This is a genomic window from Coleofasciculus sp. B1-GNL1-01 (assembly GCF_040220235.1).
In the GTDB taxonomy this organism is placed as follows: domain Bacteria; phylum Cyanobacteriota; class Cyanobacteriia; order Cyanobacteriales; family Coleofasciculaceae; genus Coleofasciculus.
Window position 1 is genome coordinate 33,885 of record NZ_JAVJTO010000012.1, and the last position, 24,028, is coordinate 57,912.

The 24,028-nt window shown below is 44.4% G+C and carries 19 protein-coding genes and 1 pseudogene; 6 read left to right on the forward strand and 14 right to left on the reverse strand.

The genetic code is table 11. The features are described 5' to 3' along the window. Positions 1-6 precede the first annotated feature (6 nt). Complete coding sequence (locus tag RID53_RS02725; protein ID WP_446386657.1) at positions 7-909, reverse strand: YegS/Rv2252/BmrU family lipid kinase; 903 nt, start codon at positions 907-909, stop codon at positions 7-9. Positions 910-1,127: 218 nt separating this feature from the next. Here RID53_RS02725 and RID53_RS02730 point away from each other — a divergent pair, with 218 nt between their 5' ends. Further along, complete coding sequence (locus tag RID53_RS02730; protein WP_446386658.1) at positions 1,128-1,310, forward strand: CsbD family protein; 183 nt, start codon at positions 1,128-1,130, stop codon at positions 1,308-1,310. Positions 1,311-1,489: 179 nt separating this feature from the next. Here RID53_RS02730 and RID53_RS02735 read toward each other — a convergent pair whose 3' ends face one another. The 4 genes from RID53_RS02735 to RID53_RS02750 all read right to left on the reverse strand — a co-directional run bounded on the left by RID53_RS02735 (position 1,490) and on the right by RID53_RS02750 (position 6,552). Next, positions 1,490-2,941, reverse strand: coding sequence for a TrkH family potassium uptake protein (locus RID53_RS02735; protein ID WP_446386659.1), 1,452 nt, complete (start codon positions 2,939-2,941; stop codon positions 1,490-1,492). Positions 2,942-3,251: 310 nt separating this feature from the next. After that, positions 3,252-3,662, reverse strand: a complete 411-nt coding sequence (locus RID53_RS02740) for a potassium channel family protein (RefSeq protein ID WP_446386660.1) — start codon at positions 3,660-3,662, stop codon at positions 3,252-3,254. A 100-nt stretch (positions 3,663-3,762) separates the two neighbouring features. Further along, a complete protein-coding gene (locus RID53_RS02745) occupies positions 3,763-4,578 on the reverse strand; it encodes a DUF1206 domain-containing protein (protein ID WP_446386661.1) in 816 nt (271 codons plus the stop codon). Positions 4,579-4,788: 210 nt separating this feature from the next. Then, complete coding sequence (locus RID53_RS02750) at positions 4,789-6,552, reverse strand: alpha-amylase family glycosyl hydrolase (protein WP_446386662.1); 1,764 nt, start codon at positions 6,550-6,552, stop codon at positions 4,789-4,791. A 217-nt stretch (positions 6,553-6,769) separates the two neighbouring features. Here RID53_RS02750 and RID53_RS02755 point away from each other — a divergent pair, with 217 nt between their 5' ends. After that, positions 6,770-8,098, forward strand: coding sequence for a glucosyl-3-phosphoglycerate synthase (locus tag RID53_RS02755; protein WP_446386663.1), 1,329 nt, complete (start codon positions 6,770-6,772; stop codon positions 8,096-8,098). A 184-nt stretch (positions 8,099-8,282) separates the two neighbouring features. After that, positions 8,283-8,543 carry a hypothetical protein gene (locus tag RID53_RS02760; RefSeq protein ID WP_446386664.1) on the forward strand — a complete coding sequence of 87 codons (261 nt, stop codon included), beginning with the start codon at positions 8,283-8,285 and terminating at the stop codon, positions 8,541-8,543. Between the two features lie 48 nt (positions 8,544-8,591). Here the strand turns inward: RID53_RS02760 and queF are convergent, their stop codons facing one another. From queF to RID53_RS02790, 6 genes are all read right to left on the reverse strand, one after another. After that, on the reverse strand, positions 8,592-9,056 hold the full coding sequence (gene queF, locus RID53_RS02765) for a preQ(1) synthase (RefSeq protein WP_446386665.1): 465 nt from the start codon (positions 9,054-9,056) through the stop codon (positions 8,592-8,594). A 60-nt stretch (positions 9,057-9,116) separates the two neighbouring features. After that, positions 9,117-9,527 carry a hypothetical protein gene (locus RID53_RS02770; protein WP_006100404.1) on the reverse strand — a complete coding sequence of 137 codons (411 nt, stop codon included), beginning with the start codon at positions 9,525-9,527 and terminating at the stop codon, positions 9,117-9,119. A 787-nt stretch (positions 9,528-10,314) separates the two neighbouring features. Continuing rightward, on the reverse strand, positions 10,315-10,692 hold the full coding sequence (locus tag RID53_RS02775; protein WP_446386666.1) for a phasin family protein: 378 nt from the start codon (positions 10,690-10,692) through the stop codon (positions 10,315-10,317). A 117-nt stretch (positions 10,693-10,809) separates the two neighbouring features. Continuing rightward, entirely contained in the window at positions 10,810-11,349 is a 540-nt protein-coding gene (locus RID53_RS02780) for a Uma2 family endonuclease (protein ID WP_446386667.1), read from the reverse strand. A gap of 208 nt (positions 11,350-11,557) precedes the next feature. Then, positions 11,558-12,829 (reverse strand): serpin family protein, encoded by a 1,272-nt coding sequence (locus RID53_RS02785; RefSeq protein WP_446386668.1) that lies wholly within the window; start codon positions 12,827-12,829, stop codon positions 11,558-11,560. A 341-nt stretch (positions 12,830-13,170) separates the two neighbouring features. Beyond that, entirely contained in the window at positions 13,171-14,739 is a 1,569-nt protein-coding gene (locus tag RID53_RS02790; RefSeq protein ID WP_446386675.1) for a S8 family serine peptidase, read from the reverse strand. Positions 14,740-15,076: 337 nt separating this feature from the next. On the opposite strand from RID53_RS02790, the gene rpe reads away from it, so the two are divergent. The 3 genes from rpe (at position 15,077) to larA (ending at position 18,118) form a co-directional block, all read left to right on the forward strand. Further along, positions 15,077-15,784 (forward strand): ribulose-phosphate 3-epimerase, encoded by a 708-nt coding sequence (rpe, locus tag RID53_RS02795; protein ID WP_446386669.1) that lies wholly within the window; start codon positions 15,077-15,079, stop codon positions 15,782-15,784. A gap of 359 nt (positions 15,785-16,143) precedes the next feature. Then, on the forward strand, positions 16,144-16,767 hold the full coding sequence (locus RID53_RS02800; protein WP_446386670.1) for a Uma2 family endonuclease: 624 nt from the start codon (positions 16,144-16,146) through the stop codon (positions 16,765-16,767). 64 nt (positions 16,768-16,831) lie between these two features. Beyond that, positions 16,832-18,118: a nickel-dependent lactate racemase gene (gene larA, locus RID53_RS02805; protein ID WP_446386671.1), complete on the forward strand. Its 1,287-nt coding sequence runs from the start codon at positions 16,832-16,834 to the stop codon at positions 18,116-18,118. A gap of 83 nt (positions 18,119-18,201) precedes the next feature. Here the strand turns inward: larA and RID53_RS02810 are convergent, their stop codons facing one another. The 3 genes and pseudogenes from RID53_RS02810 to RID53_RS02820 form a co-directional block, all read right to left on the reverse strand. After that, on the reverse strand, positions 18,202-22,137 hold the full coding sequence (locus RID53_RS02810) for a right-handed parallel beta-helix repeat-containing protein (RefSeq protein ID WP_446386672.1): 3,936 nt from the start codon (positions 22,135-22,137) through the stop codon (positions 18,202-18,204). A gap of 103 nt (positions 22,138-22,240) precedes the next feature. After that, on the reverse strand, positions 22,241-23,461 hold the full coding sequence (locus RID53_RS02815; RefSeq protein WP_446386673.1) for a pentapeptide repeat-containing protein: 1,221 nt from the start codon (positions 23,459-23,461) through the stop codon (positions 22,241-22,243). A gap of 438 nt (positions 23,462-23,899) precedes the next feature. Then, a pseudogene (locus RID53_RS02820) lies at positions 23,900-24,028 on the reverse strand (IS630 family transposase); the annotation flags it as partial.

A 24,028-nucleotide genomic window follows, 5' to 3' on the forward strand; every position in this document is an offset into this window, starting at 1 on the left:
TCTTTTTTAGTCTTGCTGCATTGGCACGAAAACCGTTAAACCTCCAGGAATACAGTCCACCTTAATGGGAGTTTCACCAATAATTTCTCCATCCAAGACAATTTTCTGGGCAGGTTTCGCGGTCACTTTAACGTAGCGAGTTCTGATATACTTAACATCCTCATGGTCTGCACTTTCCCCAAAAATCGCCGATTGTAGAAGTTCATAAGAGGCGGCAATTGCATTGGTTTGATTTTTGGGAGTGACGACGGTTAAATCAAGAAGTCCATCATCATAAACAATACCGGCTGGTCCTTGAGCTAAAATTGAGGTCGGCGGTGCGGCATTAGCTATCGTTACTGCCGTTGCTGTAATGGTAACGGTATTCTCGTCGGTTTCAATCGTTGCCTCAAAAGGTTCCAACTCACCGAGCTTTTGTAGTCCTGATACGACATAAGCGAGCATACCAAAATTATTTTTTAATTCTCGATCTGCCTCTTCAACAGTTTTCGCTTCAAAGCCAATTCCGGCTAGCAGTACCATAGGCTTATCATTACATCGACCCACATCAATTTTCTTTATTTTTCCGTCTAATATAGTTTGACACGCTGCTTTAATCGTGTCATGAATTCCCAAAGCTGAGGCAATAGCGTTAGCCGTTCCCCGGGGAATAATACCCAAAGGAATACCTGTTTCCACCAGTGCGCCAGCCGCCGCCGAGAGCGTCCCGTCTCCTCCAGAGGCAATGATAGTCTTCACACCTCGCTCAACGGCAGTTTTTGTCAGTTGAGCCGCATCCTTTTCTGGCGTGGTGCATTGAACATCGAGTTCAATTTCTGGCTCCAAAATATTAACAATTTTATTTAAATCTTCATCGGGGTCGCTTTGACCAGCAACAGGATTGAAAATTAGGCACGCTGAACGAGTCATGACTATTAATATACTGCCTCAATAGTTTTGAGTGGGCTAGGGCGAGGTGGAAAAATAATGCCGTTAGTTAAGGTTAAGTTTATACTATTGTAATAGCTAGCCTAAACTATTGCTATCTATAATAATACCTATTTCTAAAGGTGTACGTCTTCAGCTAGAAGTATAAGTATACCGGAGTCGATATAATTTATGGTGTAGAAGTTAATAAATATATCACTATGAGTACTGAAGATCGAATGAAAGCCACAGCCAAAAACATTGAAGGGAAAGCCCAAGAAGCCATAGGAGAAATTACGGGCGATCCTGAAGATAAGGCAGAAGGTCAAGCGAAACAAACCGAAGCTCAAGTACGACATTCGGTGGAGAATGTAAAAGAAAAAGTCAAGAAAAAAATTGACTAATCTGTGTAATTTTTTATACCAAGTAGAGGCAATTCACTTAGTGAATTGCCTCTACGATTACTCAAGCCTCGATAGATAAAAAACAAATAAAATAGCTAGAGAGACGTTGGCACTACTGTCTCTCATTTCCCGTTCCCTGTTCCCTCCCCTCACCACAAGACTTCTTCAACAACCTCTAATTACATCCGACGAATTTTCCTGCCAATCATTTTGCCTACGCCACCTAGGGGCCAAGACAGCAACAGCAGTACGGGAATAATCTCCAAGCGTCCCATCCACATAAAAAGAATCAACGTCAACTTACCTAGCCACGGCAAATTAGGATGGGTAATACCTGTAGACAAACCGACACTTCCTAGGGCAGAGGCGGCTTCAAAGATAATGTCACTTAAATTATATTGAGGTGTGACGATATGGAGTAAAACTACAACACCGATCGCGATTGAACTTATCCAAAGTATTGCCAGAACAGCCGCCGACTCAATCCGACGATTCGCTTCATTTTCCTTAATGACTTTGCCATCTAATTTATAGCGCATCATCTGATGAGGTTTGAGGGTAATGCGTTGAAAGCGCCACAGAATCCCTTTGAACAACGATACGATCCGAGTCAGTTTTAACCCACCGACTGTAGAACCGGAAGCCCCACCGCAAATCATGCCAAAGGTTAATAAGAGTTTAGTTGTGGGACTCCACAATCGCAAGTTTGTCGTACTAAAACCACAAGTTCCGAAGGCTGAAGCCCACTGGAATATACTATCAATCCACCGAATTTGACCTCTAAACCAATAGTCTTCGAGAACCAGGCTCACGATACCCCCAGCTAGCAGTATCCACAGCGCCCGATGTTGAGTATCCTGCCATAATGCTGATAGCTTTCGCTGGCGAAGCAATTGATAGTGAATGGGAAAACTAATCGCCCCCGCGATCATAATCGGGATAACAGCTAACTGGATTTGGGGACTATAGGAACCAATACTATTATCAGTTATGGCAAACCCCCCCGTAGAAATCCCAGTCATGCCATGATTTAGCGCATCCCACCATGGCATTCCGACTAAGCGCAACCAGACGACACTCACCACCGTGTAGAGGAGATAAATCCACCAAATTTGACGTACTGTTTCTGTAATCGTTAAACCAATTCGCTTCTGGCGTCCTTCAGCATAGTAAAGTTGATAAGCATCGGTACTGGGTTCTAAAACTGAAACCATCAACACAATCACACCCACACCACCAATCCATTCCATAAAGGAACGCCACCACTGGATGCTACGTGGCAAATCACTCGATCGCAGCGCCATGCTTAGTCCTGTACTCGTAAACCCCGAAAACGCTTCAAATAAAGCATTCCAGGGTTCCTGAAAATTCAGCATAGTCATGGAAGGAAGAGTAACATTGGCTAAATGAGACGCAATTAAGACCAATGGAACCGCACCAAAAAAGGGAATTAGCCCCCAACTGAGGGCAACAGCCACCAACGCATGAGGTAGGCGTGAGGCTTGTGCATGGCGAAACAGACGATAAAGTCCTTGTCCTGCCGCTAATGACGCTAATGCTGTCCAAAAGAAGGGCAATATCGCATAATATTCACCCAACAAAATGGCGATAGGTATAGACACTAATGCCATGACTCCTGGGACATAAAGAAATAAACCTAGGTCACGTAGGATTGTTTTAATATGTCGATTCACGATAACTAAAAAAAATGAGGTCTGAGTTTTGACACATGGCTTCGTATGAGGGAACCAGTTTTTGGATGTAGAGACATGCTTTTGAAGCGTCTGTAGGGGCTGGTTTCACTATTATCGTTTAGGGCTGTACCTAAATGCAACTCAACCCGCCCAGACCGAGTTTTGACTTGCCGAGTGGGATTTAATTGTAATGGTTTAACCTATTCGGTCTGACCAATCAGTAGGAAACTTCCCCAGGCTTTAACTTTTATTCATTGTCAGAATCTTCCATCATCCGATAGAGAGATTTAGCAACAATCATTTCTGGCTTGATGAGAATCTGTACTCCCAAACGTTCAAAAAGAGACTGATGATTGGATTGATTGACCATGCTAATTAGCGTCTTAATTTCGTACTCTTTTCCCAGAAACATCGCCATCAGATTAGCTGAATCATCACTCGTTGCGGCGATCAGGGCATCAGCCCGATCCGCGCTGGCTTCTTCCAGGAGATTACCCTTGGCAATATCCCCTTGAAATACATTAATATCATGGCTTTTGAGAACCTTTCTGGCTCGTTCTGCATCCTCTTCAATCAGGGCGACCTCATGACCATCTTTAAGGGCTAAGTCAATTAAGCTAGCCCCCTCCGGTCCTGCGCCTAAGACAATCAAGTACATGACAATTGTTATCTAAACAAGCAAGCAATAGCAGATAGCAAATTTTTTACCCGAAAATGTTTTGAGCGATCAGTTCCAAAATCCAAAATTAAGATAGAGTTTACGCCCGAATTCGCCGATATTCTGCCTGAACAAACATGTGAATTCCGTAGGCAATTAAACCAATCGCCACAATTCCCAGTAACCAAGGTCCATAAGGTTGTCGAGACAGTGTGTCTAACGCCCCATCCAGTCCTCTGACTTCACTCGAATCATACTGACGACCTGCCTGAATTGCAAAGAAACCAATCATCACAAAGACTACACCCCGCGCCGCTAAACCCAGTCTGCCCGCACGAGTTGCCCATGTTTCCTCAGTATTACTCATCTCGTACAACTTCAGCTTTTTGCGGAATTTAGCTTTGTAAGCTTTATAAAATTGGTAAAAGCCATAACCAATAATAATTGCCCCAATTATACCCACTAACCACTGACCAAAGGGTTGGGCAAGCAGGCGGGCTGTCCACGTTTGCTTTTTACTCCCATCGCTAGCACTCTGAGTCGCACTCACAATGATTTGAATCGCACTGAAGGCTAAACTTGCATAAATCAAACCACTAATTCCGTAACCAATACGTCTGACAATATCATCAGCATCATTACTTTTGCCTGTATGGTCGGGGTCTTGAATCGCTTGGACAAAACGCCAAACTACGTATCCAATCAGACCCAAGGCGACTACCGCTAACATGAACTGACCAAAGGGCTGGGCTGCAATTGTGCCTAAAGCGCCTTTGCTATCTGTGGTTTTCCCACCGTTGCCTAATGCAGCTTGTACCGCTAATAAGCCAATAGTTGCATACACAATTCCTTTGGCGGTATATCCAACTCTAGCCAGTTTGTCGATCCATGTACTTTCACTATGTACTTGAGACATAACAATACTTTGCCCTCAACTCTTCTCTTTGGGAATGTACAAAGATTATCGATTTACAGACAAAATCATATCTATCGCCGGGATGAAATTTAACCCTCGGTTCTATCTACCAAAATGATGAGGGTGTGTGGTAAGTATTCCCAACTCGATCCCTGACTTGTTAAAAAAGTCGAGGATCTGGAGTACCTCACTGATGCCTTTGATTCTCAATTAACTATCTCTGCCAAACTTATTTGTAATCCAGGCTGATTGGTAAGGTTGTAGCGTAAACGTATCATGGATATCGGGAATAATTTGCCCACTAATCAAGTCATACCACTCATCCGTGGCAATTAAATTTAATTCCAATAACGGTAAGCTTTGGGGCTTATCGCTCAAATTATGGATCGAGAAAATACTTTGATTTCGCTTCATACTCTGTCGCCAAAACACTAATAGTGCCTGACTTGAGGGATGTAGTGTATACTGCGTCGCATTGGGATGAAATGCCTGCTGACGGCGACGAATTTGAATCAATCGAGACAGTTCCCGAAACACGATCGCGTGGGGTGAGTTTGCCTGTTCTAACTCCCGCTCTAGTTCCTCGATATGCCAACGGTGGCGGTTGATTGAGCGCTTTCTTCCCGTCTGCTGCATCAGGGCGCGATCGCTACCCGTCCCTAGCAGACTGTGAATGTAAAAGGCAGGAATTCCTTCTAAGGACATCATAATCGTTTGTGAGCAGATAAAACGCTGAATTTGCCATTGATCTTCCCCCTTTACGGTTCCTTTAAGGGCATCAAATAAAGCAATATTAATTTCATAAGGAGTTTCTGTCCCATCGGGTTGGCGGCGATAGCTAATTTCTCCGCCAAATTGAGTCATACATTGAAGTAACGTCTCATATTCATCATCCGACAACAATCCCTCTGCCGGACGCAAACCGATGCCATCATGAGATGCGGTAAAATTTAAATAGGCACAGCCCATTGGTGCAGGTGGCATACTCATCATCCAGGTTTTTAGATGAGCAGATTTTCCCTGAAGTAAAGCATTAAGCAACAGTGGCGGTAAACTAAAATTGTAAATAATATGCGCTTCATTTCCGTTACCCAAATAACTCAAGTTTTCTCGGTTTGGTACATTGGTTTCCGTAATAATTACCACCCCTGGATCAACGAGTTGTAACAGTTCTCGCAGTAGCCGGATCAAGGCGTGAGTTTCGGGTAAATGGATACAGGATGACCCGATGCGTTTCCACAAATATCCCACGGCATCCAGTCGAATATAGTTAGCGCCAATAGTGACAACATAAAATAACAGAATTTTGACATACTCCACCAACAGATCCGGATTGGCAAAATTGACATCAATTTGGTCATCGCTAAACGTCGCCCATACATGCTTTTCGCCGTTTATGGTATCCACTTTGACCAATAAAGGGCTACTTCGGGGACGCACTACTTGGGATAAATCAGTCGTTGGGTCAACGTCAAGAAAATAATTACATCCTGGTTTAAGTCCCTGTTTAAACTGTTCAAACCAGACATTTTTACTGGAAACATGATTGAGGACTAAATCCAGCATCAAATCAAAGGTTTGGGCAATGGTTTGAATATCTTCCCAGGAACCCAATTCTGGATTAACTTGCAGATAATCAATGATGGCAAATCCATCATCGGAACTGTAGGGACAAACGGGTAAGATATGAACGCCAGTTATTGTGTCCTGAAGATGGTGTTCGAGAAACTGTTTCAGTGTCACTAAGGGGTTTTGATCCCTCGGACGATAAATGCTGTCGCCATAGGTAGTCAGTAATATCTGCTGTTCATCCCACTTATCGGGATTTTCCTCTGCTGAATCGGAACAGTGGGGGCGCAGCAACTGCAATAAGCACTCCGCTAGTTGCTCGATATCCGCCTCTGGATAGATGACTTTCAGCAGGGGCTTGATACGTGACTCAAAAGAGTTGATTAGTTGGCTTGACGGCAACATAATGTTCCAACACGGAGCATTGGGAAATAGTTTGTCAGGAGGATATCAGATAAACCAGGAAGGCACTAAAGTGCCTACTACGTACCTTTATGGCACTAAAGTGCCTACTACGTACCTACGAACCCTGTTCCCTGTTTCCAGTTTGTATAGATTATCACAGCATAATTTTCAAATTAATTGAATAATCAAACGGTTGTGCAGAGGTGTCATCAGTCTGATGGACTATAAGCAAGAATTAATCACAACGATTCATGACTTTGGCTGTAATCTGGATGCTCTTTTAACCCGATTGACCCGCTTAAGTGAAGAATCTCCCACGGCGGTTTTAATTCCAGCACTCTACGAGGAACTCAAACGACCCGCGTTAACTAAAATTCGCGATCATCTCGCTACTTGCGAGTTTGTCAAGACGGTTATCGTTTGTGTGAATGCGCCAACGGTGACTGATTATGCCAAAACCTTACAATTTTTTCAAACCCTACCGCAAAAAACCCTAATTATTTGGGAAAATGGTCCACGAGTTACTCAGCTTTTAGCCGATGTGCGGGAGAGGGGGCTGGATTTACTCAAGTATAAGGGTAAGGGGTTAGCGGTTTGGTTAGGCTTAGGCGTCGCGTCTCTGAGTGCTGATGCGATCGCACTCCATGATGCTGATATTATTACCTATGACTACTCCTATCCACTCAAACTGCTGTATCCCCTGCTGGATAAGGAATTCGGCATTGCCTTTAATAAAGCTTACTATACCCGTTTAGGCAATTATCCCCAGAGTTTTCATGGACGAGTGGTGCGTTTGTTTATTGCGCCATTACTCAATGTTTTAAAGGAGGTGTTCGGCGAAAAGGACTACTTACGCTACCTGAGTGCTTATCGTTACCCTCTAGCTGGTGAATTTGCCTTGACTAGCGATTTAGCCCTACACACCCGCATTCCGGCAAATTGGGGTTTAGAAATTGGCTTACTTGCCGAAGTCTATCGCAGTATGCCATCTAAACGCATTGCTCAAGTCGATTTAGGTATTTTTGACCACAAACATCAACCCTTGGGTGAAGATGTGAATTCGGGGTTGCAAAAAATGTGTCGCGATATTTTCCGTTCCATCCTGCGAACCTTAACCGAAACGGAACAAGTGGTGATTACGTGGGAGCATATCCATGCGCTGCGCGTCAAATTTCGCCGGGAAGCTCAAAGCTTCACCCGTAAGTATTTTATCGATGCTCGCTTTAACGATTTATTCTATGATCGCCACCAAGAAGAGATTGCGATCGAATGTTTTGAACAGGTTATTTCGCACGCAGGTGAGCAGTATTTTAATGATCCAGTAGGCGCTCAAATTCCCGATTGGACGAGAGCCTTAGCGGTTATGCCTGATCTGCGCGAACGACTCATCTCTTGTGTTCAAAAGGATGTTTCTCAAGTTACCGCCCAAGTTTTAGCGTCAACTTTGACACCTAAGCGGGTAAATTCCTTGCATCGTGAATCGCCAGTATTGCCCGCAGAAACCATGGAATTGAAAAACGACGCCGGAATTCCTATTTCTCGATAAGTACCGGACATAAATTATGTACGCTGTCCTAAGAAATGTTAAGGAGGCTTAACTCCTTACTGTTCTTTCCTAATCTCAACCCTTAACTTGAGTTTGGTCCGACTACTTAATGTAGATCTTTAGATAGTTTCATCGGTTGAGTCGGTAGGTTTAGTTTGGGTAATAAGACTCAAATCATATACTCATGATTCATAATGATGATCAGACTCAACCCCAGACTCGATACACCTTAATCAAGATAGGAGCCGCCTTAAGTGCGATCGCGGCTATCCTAGCGATTTGGTGGGCATTCCGCACGCCATCCGAATCTCCGGTATCTCCATCCAATGTCTCACCCGCCTCACCCTCTCCACCCGCTTCGCCACTGACTCCAGAGTTGGTTCCCCCGCCTTCAGCGTCACCGGCGTTATCTGGAGAACCAACAAATCCAGAAAATCAAAATTGATGCTTTTGTTCAGACTCAGATCCCCAACTTCTTCAAGACGCCAGGGATCTAATTCTTCCCCTTTTTCTTCTGCTTTTTCTTCTGCTTCTCCTGAGTCTCTTCTTTCTGGTGTTGGACTTCGATGACGGTGTGTACATTTCCCCGTGGGGAAAAATCGCCTTTTATCGTTACCTTTAACGGATCACAAGCGTCTACAAAGTCATCCAAAATCTGATTAACGGATTCTTCGTGAGAAATATAGCGATCGCGGAAACTATTGATATACAGTTTAATCGCTTTGAGTTCTACCACCCGCTCATTGGGAATGTAGCGGATATGGATGGTAGCAAAGTCGGGATAGCCAGAAAATGGGCATTTACAGGTAAACTCTGGCAATGTGATATCGATGTGGTAACGACGCCCAATCCGAGGGTTAGGGAACGTGATTAGCTGTCCTTCAGCAATGGCACGTTCACCATATTTCATCGTCGGTACATCTGAGACAGCAGAGTTCTGAGTTGGGGGATAAGTCATAAGCCGCGAAGAGGATGATTTGTTATTGGGTCAGAGGTAGGGAACCTATCGCCGGAATCGCTAAAATGGGTTAAAGTCATCATCGATAGAAGGATTTGATTCCCAGTCTGGGCAATTGTCACCATCCCAACCATAGGGATGCATTCCACAGACTAATAAATTTCCGCCATAGACTTGACCGTGGTAATGACGACAACCGATACAAGCCGGATGTCGTTCCGGCGTCGGATCTCCGGGATAGGTAAAGCCCATGTCCGAATCCGTCGTCATATCTATCTCGTCATACTCTAAATAGATCTCAATAATGGGTTCAAAGATATCCTCTAAGCATTTATCTATTTCGGCACCAATGGTATTTTGCCATTCTTCAGCAAAGTCTTCGATGATGTCCGCGACTTCCACGACAACCTCATCGACGACATCTACCAATGATTCTAGGGATTCCAAAAAACTTTTAGACCACTCATCCATAGGGGAACGGATAGAAAAAACTCCGAGTTGGGCAAATGCTCCCTTAGCTAGAGGTCAAGGTCATGGCTAAGGGGGTGTTTGTTTAAGATAGTACAACCATAGCTAATTGTGAGGGATTGAGTCGAATCCTTTGTGCTGACACCACCATCCAAACAAGTTAGATTAAGCTGTCGTGTAGTGAAGTACCCCAACTTGTTTTTAGAAGTTGGAGCTTCCAACTTCTAAAAACAAGGACGGTTTTATTCGTCTTCGGGATTTCCCGTTTCATCCGCCGATGCCACGTTGGGTACTTTCAGCAACGAGAAAGTCCGGAACTAAATCCGGTGATGGTCTTACTCAGCATCAACAGGCAGCCGTCCGCCTCCCGCAGACAGTGATATTTTGTTAGTCCGCTTGGTTTTCGCGGTTTATGGTTAGAGTTCTAACCGGATAATGCCATTAGACATCTTGCGCTATTCTTTTCTGGACGCTTTCACGAACGGTGGTCGAGTTCATTAACGCGCAAGGACTACATCTCTATCACACCTAGCCCAACCATCTTTAGCCCATGCATTACCATGTAGACCTAGGAGGGTTACTGTTATTATAACACTAAAAAATAGAGTTTAAATCATGTAATTTGGAAATTTCGTGCCTCAATTTTCCGATGTCCATCCTCACCCTACTATTGTTGAGGGTGAGGACTTCCGCGATTACGTTAAATTTGCACGTTTTCACTTATTTAAATGTAGGGACTGATTCTCTCCCTGTTTCCAGACGTAGCAGGCTACGTCTCTACATGGCTCTATTATTCACGCTTGAGCCGACGTAGTTCCTCTTGCATCGCCTGAACCTGTTGGCGCATAGCGTCAATATTCTGTTCTTCGCTAGCGGTTTGCTCCTCGTCGTCAGAAATAATTTCAATCCGGCGGGGTTCAGTTCCCGTCTTGTCAGGTTGCGGAGGTTGAGCTGATTGCTGCTGCTGTTGAGCTTGTTGCACCATATCATCAACCATCTTGCGAGCTTCTTCAGTGGTCATTTCACCACGAGCAACCAGTTCATCTGCCAGCTTTTGAGCTTGAGTTCGCAGTTCCCCGATTGTTCCTCCAGCTTTCTCACTCGCATACGAGGCTAAACCAACGCCCAGATAAAATGCTTTTTGAAACAGATTTCCCAAGTCCGCCATAATAACTGATGCTCCTTTAAGTACGCAAGAACCCTTTTCTAGGATACGAGTGACGCTGGCAAACTGCCTACTTCTATAGTGTATAGAGAAACATGGGGGGATGGGAAAGGATGCAGCTTACGCCAACAACTCATCCACAGACACGGTAAAACCCTGTAAGACGTTCTGTGTCCTCACCTGTTGACCCGATGTAAACATCAATCCCTGATTTGCTGTCATCACCATTACCCAGCGACTCTCCGGAAACACCAGCCACACTTCTTCACCCCCCGACTCTAAATACTCCTGGGCTTTGAGCAACACCGTCTCGGCTATATCCGTTGGCGAAACAATCTCAGCACATAAGGGAAAACTCTGAGGCAACGTAGCAACATTGCCAAACTGTGCCACCAGTGCCGGGGTCAGATATGCCACATCAGGAGAACGTCCCTGCTTATTGGTGCGACAAGGCACATCAGTATAAACTTTTCCACCTTGTCCACTGGAGTTTTTGTAATCGTCCCAGTAACGACCTAGCTTCAGTTGAATTTCACCATGTCTGAGTGTCATACCGTTTTTTTCCACCAGTTGACCATTTACCCACTCCATTTTCTCAGGCGGATTGACCATAAAGTCGTCCAGTGAGAATTTGTCTGGGATAAGAGTTGCTGTTCCCATTGTTATTTCCTCGTCCTGATTACGCTTTCGAGTATTTCCCTATTCTAATTTATCCAAAACTAACAACTCTAACCTGGATGGAACGAGCTTTGAGCCTAGGAACGAACCTTGAGCCGAGAACTAAAGTTCTGGCTTAAAGCTTAAACCCGTTAAAACGGGTTCAACGATTTACTCAGCAAGCTACATTATTACTTGATATTTCTGGTTTCTATTTGGGTTCTCGAATGGAACCCATGAATAAAATTGTTCCCGTTTGATTATCGCGAATCGCACAGAAAAAGGGACGGTCAACCACCATCTCGAAGGGGGTTTGGGTAAAAGAAGCAGAGGTGAGAACTATGCCAACAGAAGTCGCTGCTGCCGCTTCTGTTCCTTCTTCATTGACTTCGACAAAGGTTTTATGCTTGACTTGATTAATTAAAATATCTGCCTCTGTCATATTAGAAAAATCAGCCCGACGATCAAAAGCAACGTCCATCCCCAAGGCTTTTAAGGCTTCATTGAGTTTAATTTCGTACTCCAATTTGAAGCGCGGTAGTACGATTGAGCCATCCCGTTTACCGAACCGATTCATCCATTGTTGCCAGTTTTCTGGAGTGAGTTGCTGCTCAAAGGTATCTAGACTCACAGTTTCACGGGGAAGAAAGACATAGAAACTTAGGCGTCCTTTACCGTAAGGTAAGCTGATGGCTTGTACGCTGTCATCTTCATAATATTGATACTCTCCCGATTGAGACATCATCGGGTGTTGTTTCTGAGTTCCATCGGCTAAATAAAAGGGACGATCTTCCGTTTTATCTTTGTCAAATTGCTCCATCCAGTTGCCTTTAAAATAGATGGCATTAATCAAAAATAGAAGATCATCGGGTTGGATGTCGCTAATAATTTGCGGTATTTTGCCGTTAGTCTTTTCTTTGACCCAGTTATTGATGATACGTTTAGCTTCAGGGTTAGCAAAGTCTAGGTCAGTTACTTGAGCATCGTAGAATTGCTGATTGCGTTGCAGGAATTCAGGTTTAAATGAGACGCCTTGTTTTGCCCAAAGCGAGTTAGCGATGGAAAGCTGAATATCAGAGTCGGCGTTTTCTAAGGTAGTTTTTAATGCTTCATTTGCCTGGTTAACCTCTGACAGACTCATCCCTTGAAGTTCTAGCGCGTTTGCCATAGCTGCTTGGGTTTCACCGCTCGCCCCATTGTAGGTCATGGCTAGGGCGATCGCGATGCTGGTTGGCGAGATAAAAACGTTCTTATTGCTATCTTCCTGAAGAATCTCAGAAAATAACTTAAATCCAAATTTGGTATTGGCTTCAACGAGTTGGGTATTCACAGACGGGTTGGGTTGCTGTGCGGTTAACTCTGGCTTTTGAGGGTTTGGGGCGTTTTGGGCATTGATTTTTTGGCTGATTAACCCTGCTAGGAATCCGGCTAAAACGATACCTGCGGTGATAATCCCTGTGCGACGGAGTGTCTTTTGATTCATTAGTATACCTCAATGACCCATGTTCTGTTTAAGGATGACCGATTTGGGTTAAAGGTGTTCCACAGGTTGCTGTTTTGGTAACGAATCAGCAAGAGGAGGCGATTGAAATCGCTGCTACACAAACAAAGTCCGCCTGCGCGGACTGAGTTATAACGGGGGTAGCTAACCCGGATTTGGTATTAACAATAGGAATCCGCTCAATTTGCTTAGTCTCCCCACTTTTTCCACTGACTATTCAGTTTATTTCTCAATTTAAACCTTGGTCGGGGCGGGTTTATTCACATCTGGGTGAGATAATACACGATAATAGTGAAACCCGCCCCTACACAATAGGCAAAACTCTATCGGTCTGGTACTGTCCACCAGGCTAAGGCGTAAGGTTGAGAGTTTTCATTCTCCTGTTGACGATATTGAACCCGGATTTTATAGCGACCTGAAACCGGAACGGGACAGAATATATGTTCCACACTATCCACTTCACTTACAGAAGCGCAGGCACTTTTACGGGTATCATTTTCATCAAGAGGTATCAGGTAAAGGTCGAGATTATTTAAACCGCGATCGCGGAAACTTTCGCCAACATCATACACCTCATTTCCATTCTCATCCTTTAACTCAACTAACCGATCCCACGCCAGTGTCAGCGCCACATAACTATCTGCCTTTAAAGGTTTTTCTAAGACATAATCCTGAAACGATTTAGCCTTAACTGAACTATAATCCCAACCCACAGGCGGTACAGCCCCCGTTGAACTCCACTGTCCGGGACTAAATTGTTGATAGGCGCGGAAAACATTGAGATGTCCGGTTCCCATTTGCATATCCAGGGGAATTTTGGTGTTGAGATAAGCATCCGATTCTACCCAGGTGTAATTATCTTTGCTCAATAGGGTGCGACTCATCCCTAGATGCAACCCATCCCCCTCGTCTTGGATTTTGTCAGCCGAATTGAGTAACACCGCTTTCATCACTTCATGGCGTCTGGAATCGGTAGTCCATTGGGGTTGATTGGCGTTGAGTTGGCGATCGCCAAATTCTTGAATTAGGGCGACTGAGGCGGTAATATGCGGCGCGGCGAAACTTGTCCCACTCACTTCGACAATTTTTCCATCCAGGTCGTAGACTAAAATACGACTTCCTGGTGCAACTAAATTAATGGCACGGCGAGTTCCCTGGTTAATTTCCCGTTGAATTAAACGCCGACCAATTCCCTCTGGCAGATCACTCAAGTTGGCAAAGTCTACCTTGGTAAATAGCCCTTGGCGTTGGGTGGTATAGGCAGTGGTAATCCCGTTATAGTGATCCGTGGGAATGGGAATGCCACCTTTGCCTTGATTGCCTGCAATCACGTAGAGAACATTATGAGTCCGGGCTGACCAATCAATACATTTTGTTAACAGGGCATTGCCATCAAGCGCCGCTTGTGATCCTCTGGCATCTCGTTGCAGGGATTCACCAAAACTGAAGTTAATTGCCCGCACATCACCACTATTTTGCCGAGCAACATGCTGGGAGGACAGGCATTCTTCCGGCTGTCCACTGCGGATTGGGGAACCGACAGCCGAAGCGTAGAGTCTGGCTCCTGGTGCGACTCCGGGTAAGGTTTTATCCTTACTCACCATGACACCCGCCACCATTGCTGCATGAGTATCCACATCCGTATCCGCTTTCGCGGGTCGATCACGATAAAAAACCCGCTCAAGTGCGATCGCGGGATTCCAAGATACAGCTTTATCAACGCCAAATAAGCCCGGTCTACCGATTTCCACCTGACCAATGGCTACTTTATGACCTCTCAAGTTGTAGGGGGGAGCATGGAGTCGCAACGCATCAATTCCAGCTTCTCCAATCGAAATCGGTGACGCTAAGATTGGGGTGGTCAGGGTAGAGAGTCCTACACCTCCAATCATCCATCCCAGTTTTTTGATCAGCGACCGCATAGCCAAGGCAGGTTCTCCTAACTTGAAATATAGTTTTGTCGGGGTGGGTTTAGCCACTTCGTATTGCTACTAATGATAACGTTTCTACACAACCTTCCTTGCCGAGTTTTGAGTGCGATCGCGGGATTCCAAGATACGGCTTTATCAACGCCAAATAAGCCCGGTCTACCGATTTCCGCCTGACCAATGGCGAATTTTATGACCTCTCAAGTTGTAAAGGAAAAATTAGGTCACGTTTTGTTAGGGGATTGCTAAAGACTTTGTTAAGATAAAATCTAACAGAGGACTTAGGAGACTATCACCAGTTATGACCCAAACGCAATCCCAAAAACCCATCGTCGTTGCCCCCTCCATTTTATCAGCCGATTTTAGCCGACTGGGGGAACAAGTGCAGGCAGTGGATGCTGCTGGTGCTGACTGGATTCACGTTGATGTGATGGATGGGCGGTTTGTCCCCAATATTACAATCGGTCCTCTAATTGTCAAAGCGTTGCGCCCGGTTACCCAAAAGCCTCTGGATGTCCACTTGATGATCGTGGAACCGGAAAAGTATGTTGAGGATTTTGCCGAAGCTGGGGCGGATATTATTTCGGTTCATGCGGAACATAACGCTTCCCCCCATTTGCACCGCACCCTGACTCAGATTCAAGAATTGGGTAAGCAAGCGGGTGTGGTTCTCAATCCCTCCACCCCGTTAGAGTTGATTGACTATGTGTTAGATGTCTGCGACTTGGTGTTGATTATGAGTGTCAACCCTGGTTTTGGCGGTCAAAGCTTTATTACTGGCGTACTTCCCAAAATTCGCAAGTTGCGTCAGATCTGCGATGAACGCGGACTCGATCCCTGGATTGAAGTCGATGGTGGACTCAAAGCCGACAACACCTGGCAAGTTTTGGAAGCTGGGGCTAACGCGATCGTTTCTGGTTCTGGTGTGTTTAAGCAGGATGATTACGCCAAGGCGATTACCGGAATTCGCAATAGCAAGCGTCCCGAACCGGAATTAGCCACGGTTTAAAAAGGAAAAGGTGGAATCGTAACATTCCCCGCTTTGATGTCAACTTAACCTGAAAGCCAGAAAAACTCACATCTTGCACCCGTCTCACCAACCGCCTTGGCTTAAAACCCAAGGAACCCAAGCGAAAGTCAGAATCGAGTTGACTGGATAACAATTGCAGTCGTCTTTAGACGACTTGTGCTTTTAGCCAAGAACTTGAGTTCTTGGCTAGCGTCAAGGCTTACCGACTCTCGGTGTAAGATATCAGAAAAACCGATTTGCCGGGGCGGGTTTTACCGATAAGGTTTAGCAACAACCGATAACGTCACGAAATCCGCCCTGCTTAGGTTATCCCTATCTACGCTTTTTCCCGATCAGCCATGGAAGCAATAACCTTGCATGTTCCCACCACGGTAACTCTAACCGATGAGCAATTCTATCAGTTGTGCATAGCAAATGAAGAACATCGGATGGAACTAACGGCTGAAGGAGACTTGATTATTATGCCGCCAACGGGTGGAGAAAGTGGGATTAGAAATTCGGATTTAAATGCTGATTTGGTCATCTGGAACCGCCAGACTCGACTCGGTGATGTGTTTGATTCCTCGACTATTTTTAAATTACCTAATGGTGCGAAACGATTCTCCTACGGAGACGCTTCGCGAACGCCTGATGTTTCTTGGGTGATTCGAGAACGATGGGAAGCGTTATCTCCGGACGATAGACGCCGATTTCCACCCCTGTGTCCAGACTTTGTGATTGAGTTGCGTTCTGAAACCGATAACCTACCCCCCCTGCAACGCAAAATGGAGGAGTATCTTGCCAATGGTTTACGGCTAGGTTGGTTACTTGATCCCCAAACGCCTTTAGCAGAAATTTACCGTCCTGATCGAGAGGTGGAAACGTTGAATTTCTCCACTCAACCAATATCTCCTATTTTATCAGGGGAATCAGTACTTCCTGAATTTATTCTTGATTTGACTTCTATTTTTAATTTTGAGTGAACCGATTTGAGTGATGATACCAAATTTTCATAACAAATGACAAATGACAAATGACAAATGACAAATGTACCAAGTCCCTTACGGAAAAACGTTTCTAGAATTTGATTTACCGCCAGGGATGCGGGGGACATTAGTGAAGTCTGAAGCCGTCCAACCCCTAACAGATGTTGAGGGGGCGATCGCGAAAACTCTCTCAACCCCGATCAATTCCCCATCCTTAGACAAATTAGCACATCCAGGCGATCGCGTTTGTATTGTGTTTACAGATATTACTCGCGATAGTCCTGATCAGGTATTGATTCCACCCCTATTACAGCAGTTAGAAAAAGCTGGAGTACGTGACCAAGATATTACCCTATTGTGCGGGATTGGTATGCATCGCCCTAGCACCATGGCGGAAAAGGTGACGAAGTTAGGACAAGGGGTGGTTGATCGGTATCGGGTGATTGACCATGAACCGCAAAACCCAGATCAATTAGTCGATTTAGGCGTAATTAATGGTATCCCTTTATCGGTTAACAAAATAGCATACCATGCCGATATCCTCATCGCGACTGGAATTGTCGAACCTCATCAATATGCTGGCTATTCGGGTGGGTGTAAAACGGTTGCTGTGGGTGCGGCTGGAGAACCCTTAATTGCCTATAGTCATGGTCCTGAGTTTATTGATCATCCCAACTGTCGTCTGGGTAAACTTGAGGGAAATCCGTTTCAGCAGGCGGTGACAGAGGCAGCAATGCGGGCGGGATTGAGATTTATTATTAATGTGGTTCTTGATGACCAAAAACAGATTGTCTCAGTATTAGCAGGAGAACCCATAGAAACCCATAAACAACTGGTCGAACAAGCGAAAACCTTTAATCAAGTCTCTATTTCTCAGCAATACGATGTGGTCATTGGTGGGGTTGGATTTCCCAAAGATGCTAACCTCTATCAAGCCAGTCGTGCAGCGAGTTATCTGTTTTTTGCACCAACTCCCGTTGTGCGTCCAGGGGGTTATTTCATTATCCCCGCACAATGTCCAGAAGGTGTAGGTGAAGGAGTAGGAGAACAGCGTTTCTTGGCGGCGATGCGAGATATTCCTTCTGTACAACAGATTCTGGAAGATGGACGTAAACATGGGTATCCGCCGGGTCAACAACGTGCGTTTGTCATGGCAAAGGTGTTAGAACAGAATTCGGTGATTATTGTCGGCAGTGATTATCCAGAGGTTGTGGAGGCGTGTAAAATGTTGCCTGCGGCGACAATGGATAAGGCTTTAGCAATAGTGGCTGCTGACTTAGGCAAGGATTTGGATGTTTTAGTTGTTCCTCATGCTTTGTTGACGTTACCTGTAATTAATCATCAATGATTTATCTCAATAGACTATGAAATAAATTGTAGGTTGGGTTGAGCGAAGTCGAAACCCAACAAATCTAAGGCTTAAGCATTGACTTAAAAACAAGGAGAATTATTCGGTGTTATTCCATTTAAATTAGTAGTTGCAGTATTGCTGTTTTCGCTGAAATACACGCAAATTTTACTATCATTATTGCTTTCAACTACGATATCAGTAGAAACATTCATGAGTATATTTGATAAAATATTTGCCAAAACTTGTGTGTCGTCAGATAATTCAAAATTAATGCCTTGTTCAACATTATCTTCAATTGTATTATTTTCAATAATTGCTGCTTGAATTATCGCCGTAGAATTTGGAATCGGAATCGGACTCAATGAAAAATCTAATGATGCAAGGCGAATATCAATTCCTTCATCACCATTATTCCTAATTGTATTCCCGGAAATGGTCAGATTTCCGATGATTGTATTACCTTCCAGACCAATGCCAATACCATCACCTCGGGTTGGATTAGTGCCGCCATTATTTTCTATTGTATTTCCCTCAATTGTCAAATTGACCATGGGATCGCCGAAAGGAACACCTAAGCCGATCAGGATGGCATCTTCGTAATTATCAAACAATGAATTGTTTGAAAGCGTTATATTCACAGAACCTGTATCATTGTTGATCACAATACCTTGTCCACTTGGAGGGATTTGAGGGTCAGGCTTAAAACCCATTGTACCAGAAATTGTATTTGTACTAATTTCAATGTTTCCTGTAACATTATTGAGTAAAATACCTTGACCTGTTAAGGGTAAAACAGTATTATTATCAATTGTCCCTGAAATAATATTGTCAGTAATATTGACTTTTTCATTCACATTTTCAAGGAAAATTCCTTGATTAGTTGCCCCTTCAATGCGGTTATTTGTCAGGGTAACATTACTGAGATCTGTTCCAGAAATGCCGCTATCATCAGTATTCCGAATCTCAAATCCAGAAATAGCGATCGCACCTGTAGAATCAGAGAGTTCAATGCCTTGATTTGCCTGAGTAATTTGGCTTCCCTCATTGGCGGCTATATTTACTTTTCCTGTAACATTGCTAACGAATATGCCATCAACGTTATCAAGTGGATCAGTAATCGTGATCGTGCTATTGCTAATATCAACTGTACCACTAATTCCGTTAAGAGAGATACCTTCTGTTGATGAATTGGTACTAGCAAGATTGCTATCTAAAATTGTGGCATTATTAATAGTAGTCCCGACTAAAGCAGCACCATTAGTACTATTTACCTCTAATCCGGTTAAATTGATTGTTCCCAAACTTTCAGCGAGTAAGATTCCCGCGTTAGCTGTTGTTGTTGTAATTTGACTTCCTGGATTGGCTGCAATTGTAGCAGTTCCTTGGATATTCGTGGCGAGGATACCGTTACTGGCTGGATTTTCAATCGTGATTGTACTATCGCTAATCTCGAAATTCCCGTTAACTGTGTCTAGAGAAATCCCTTCTGTAGCCGAATTTGTGCTGGTGAGAGTGCTGTTCGCGATCGCGCCATTATTAATATTACTTACCTCCACAACTGCACCCTCTGTACTTGACACGGTTACGCCGGATAAATTAATTTCACCTGTACTTTCAGTGAGGGAAATTCCGGCTTGATTTCCTTCAGTCGTAATTTGACTTCCTGGATTGGCTGCAATTGTAGCAGTTCCTTGGATATTCGTGGCGAGGATACCGTTACTGGCTGGATTTTCAATCGTGATTGTACTATCACTGATCTGGAAATTTCCGCTAACTGTGTTCAGAGAAATCCCGTCTGTGGCGGAATTGCTACTGGTGAGAGTGGTATTCGCGATCGCGCCATTATTAATATTACTCACTTCCACAACTGCACCCTCTGTACTTGACACGGTTACACCGGATAAATTAATCACACCTGTACTGTCAGTTAGGGAAATTCCGGCTTGATTCCCTTCAGTAATAATTTGACTTTCTGGATTGGCGGAAATTGTGGCGGTTCCCTCGATAGCTGTGGCTAGGATACCGTTACTGGTGGGATTTTCAATTGTAATTGTACTATCGCTAATCTTGAAATTACCGCTAACTGTGTCCAGAGAAATCCCTTCGGTTGCGGAGTTTGTACTGGTGAGAGTGGTATTCGCGATCGCGCCATTATTAATATTACTCACTTCCACAACTGCACCCTCTGTACTTGACACGGTTACACCGGATAAATTAATCTCACCGATACTTTCAGTTAGGGAAATTCCGGCTTGATTCCCTTCAGTCGTAATTTGACTTCCTTGATTGGCTGCAATTGTAGCGGTTCCCTGAATATTCGTGGCGAGGATAGCGTTACTGGCTGGATTTTCAATCGTGATTGTGCTATCACTAATATCGAAATTCCCGCTAACTGTGTCTAAAGAAATCCCTTGAGTTGCGGAATTTATGCTAGTGAGAGTGCTAGAAGTAATCGCAACATCATTAACCGATGTAACACTTAAACTAGGAACGCCATTTCCCGCGATCGCACTATTGGTAAATGATATAAAACCTCCAGTATTTTCCAGTAACACCCCAGCTTGACGGGAACTGCTAATTATACTGTCTCGCACTTCCCCATTTTGAATACCCCTAGCGACAATTCCTGGATTAGTTACTCCAGTTATTGTAAATCCGGATAACACCGTATTATTTCCCAACCTTACTGTATCCGTTACCTGAGGAAAAACGCCAGCATCGGATAACGGAAGTTGTACGCGATCAAATTCCACTGTATCCAGTTGCTGAATCGGTCCTGTGGACAAAACCTGCACCTGATCAGGAATTATAAAAGCCGGAATACCGGGATTCGTTCCCCCTTGTACATAAACAATATCGTTCCCATCAGATCGCGTCGCGGCTAGCGCTGAATCGACTGTTCCAAACGGTGTTTCAACTGTACCATTTCCGCCACTCGCACCTAAATTAACGTGCTGAAATACATAAGGTTCACCGGTTTTGGGATTCGTTGCGGCGGTAGTAATTTCTTCGCTGAAAAAATCCGATTCTGTTTGACTATCAACCGTGATACTGGAAGTACGTCCCACGCCATCCCCTAAACGGGATAAAATACTAGCATCTCCTGAGGAACGAGTTTTCCCGAAAATTGCCCCTACGCTAACGATTACATTTGTACCAAATATTTGATCTTCTTGTACCGCCACACCGAAATTTAAGCTATCCGTGGGTTGTACTTCCAATCGCATCCGCCAACCCAGACTAGAATCACTTCCGGTTGCGTCATAATAATAAAGTCCACCATACCCTCGTAATCCTCCCTCTTCACCCCATTGCGCCAATCTTGCACCGACTTCCAGATCAAACCCCGTCATGGCGGCTTCAAAGTGGCGCACTTGTCCCCGTTGTCGTTGTCCCTGAACCACTAAAAAATGGTCAGAAAAAAAACGATCGGTCAGTTGAAATCCGGTATCAAATGCTGTTTCATCGACTAAATCGCGAGTATCACCCAGAGGAAAATAACCATTGAGGCGCACATCCCAAACCTCTCCCAAGGTTTCTAACCCCACACCGAGTTGATTGAATGTACTATTTCCCGTATCTCGATGATCAAAACCCACATAACCGCCAAAAATACGATTCAGGGACTGATTATAAAAGCGGTGTCCCAATAAGAGATTTCCACCGAGATTTGCACTATTATCTAACTGCAATCGTCCCTCTAAAAATGTCAACGTACTACCGGGATTTTGTAGCAACGGGAGAAAACTATCCAAGCGGGTAAAACCGTCGTATCCCGCACCGGACGTACTGTACCCAATTCCCCAGCGAGGTTTAATCGTTAGACTGGTTAAATCTGGAGAGGTAGACGGGGGAGAATCTGGCGTTTGCGCTTGAAGCAGACTTCCCCAAGGAGGGGTGATATTCAGGACATCGGCTTTGGGAAGTGATGGAATCTCCGTTTGGGCTATAGCCGCCGGAATCAAGAGAGGGGTGAAACAGAAGCTAGTCCAGAGTAATCTAACCAAGCTGTTCATACACGCGATCGCCAATCGTTTTTTTTACCTTAACCTACACTCAACAGAAGGTATAAGAATAATTCCTAAAACGAATCGCACACTACATATCATAGATATAGTTTCAACGCCCTAATTTATTAGTAATCCCATCACACCCTCCTGGAATCGTTCGGCGAGACTGTTCCCCGCACCAGGAACAGCAGTATCGACGTTGTTCCTCTCCTAACCGTTGTACCCCAGTAAAATTTGCTCCCTCAACCACAGCACCCGTGTGAATTCCAGTGCGATAATCAGGCGGTTCAGTACGACTGCGGGGACTGGCGGTTTCCACTGATCCATAAAACAGCCATACTCCCTTGAGATCAGAGTTGAATAAATTCGCTTTATAGAGAATCGTGCGAGACAAATTTGCTCCGGCTAGGTCACAATTGCTCAGATCCGCTTGAACCATATTGGCTTCACTTAATTCCGCCCAGCGTAGATCCGTACCTGCCAAATCCGCCCCGGCTAACATAACATTTAGAGCAATAACTCGTACACCATAAACCCGATCTTCTTGATACCCGCCATGACCATCTAAAATAGGACGTCCCAAATGGCGATCGCGTTTTAAGGGTGTGAGTAATCGGGATTGCGACAAAAACCGTAAAACTTTTGCTTTACCTGCGGCGTCTACGCTCTTAAGAATAGCAGCAGTTCGTCCTTCACAAAACGCCCGTTCTTGGGGCCAATCTTCTAGCAATCCTTCATCGTCTAAAGCCAGGTCACAAATTCCCTGAAAGTAAGCATCAATGGTTTGTTGCTGGGTAATTGTATTTTGCTGAATGGTGAGATCCTTAGAAATAACATACTGACGCCAAGCAATATAGACAGCGAGAATGGCAATTAGAATTTGCCCTAACGCACCAATCCACTCCGCTAACGAACCCACCGAATCAAACGCTTTGGTAAATCCGGTTAACGCCGCAATCCCAACAATTGCCACAATCACACCACAAACCGCAATCAGTTGCGATCGCTGCTTTTGAGAGAGAGATTTCTGAAACCATTGTTGTAAGGGTGACCAAATCACCGATACAGAGAGGAGTAACGTGACAATGACCCCGGCGAGAATCACCCAGTTGTTATCCAGAACTAAGCCAACAATCAAAACCGCGATCGCACTCAGGGTGATAATGGAAGGATCAGCCAATGCTTTACTGTTAGTATTCTGTCGATCAGAGAATTGAGTCGGGGACACTACCGACACCTGATCAGAAGCCTGGGATGAGATTGGCTCAGGATTAGGGTGGATTGACTGGATGGCTGGATTAGACGGAGAAGGATCGGGCGGGTTGGTCATAGTTTGCCAGATCAAGCAGATAGGTAGGATAGAAGTTTCTGGCTATTTTTCTCAATGCAGGGGAGCAAGGGAGCGAGTAGTTTTAGCTGGTCAGTTATTTCTGTCATACTGCACTAGGAATCTGCTACTCTATTGTGCAAGTACGGAAAGCTAAACACTGATCCACTACTAGTATCAGCTCAACCACCATTTTGGAGCAATGGGAGATTTTATTGCCTCAGAATTAATAAATAATGCATTACCAAAAACCAATCCAAATGAATCATCCTTATAAAAATGATGAAAATAGTCATACAAAGCATATAGTCTAAACCCTTTGGGGATTAGATAGGAATAAATATCTAGGAAAAACGTATGTCTCTTGTCAGTTTCCAGCCAACCCACTTCAGAATAAATAAATTTTATTCGTTTTTCGTCTAAATAACGACTATAGCAATCCTAAATAGATTGTGGCAAAATTCCGTACTGAAAAATTTTTGGGAACTCGAATATTTGACCATCAGCAAAAAACTTAAATAGCCACTTAACTATTTTAAAAGAGCTGCAAAGATGATAAAATTGTCTAAT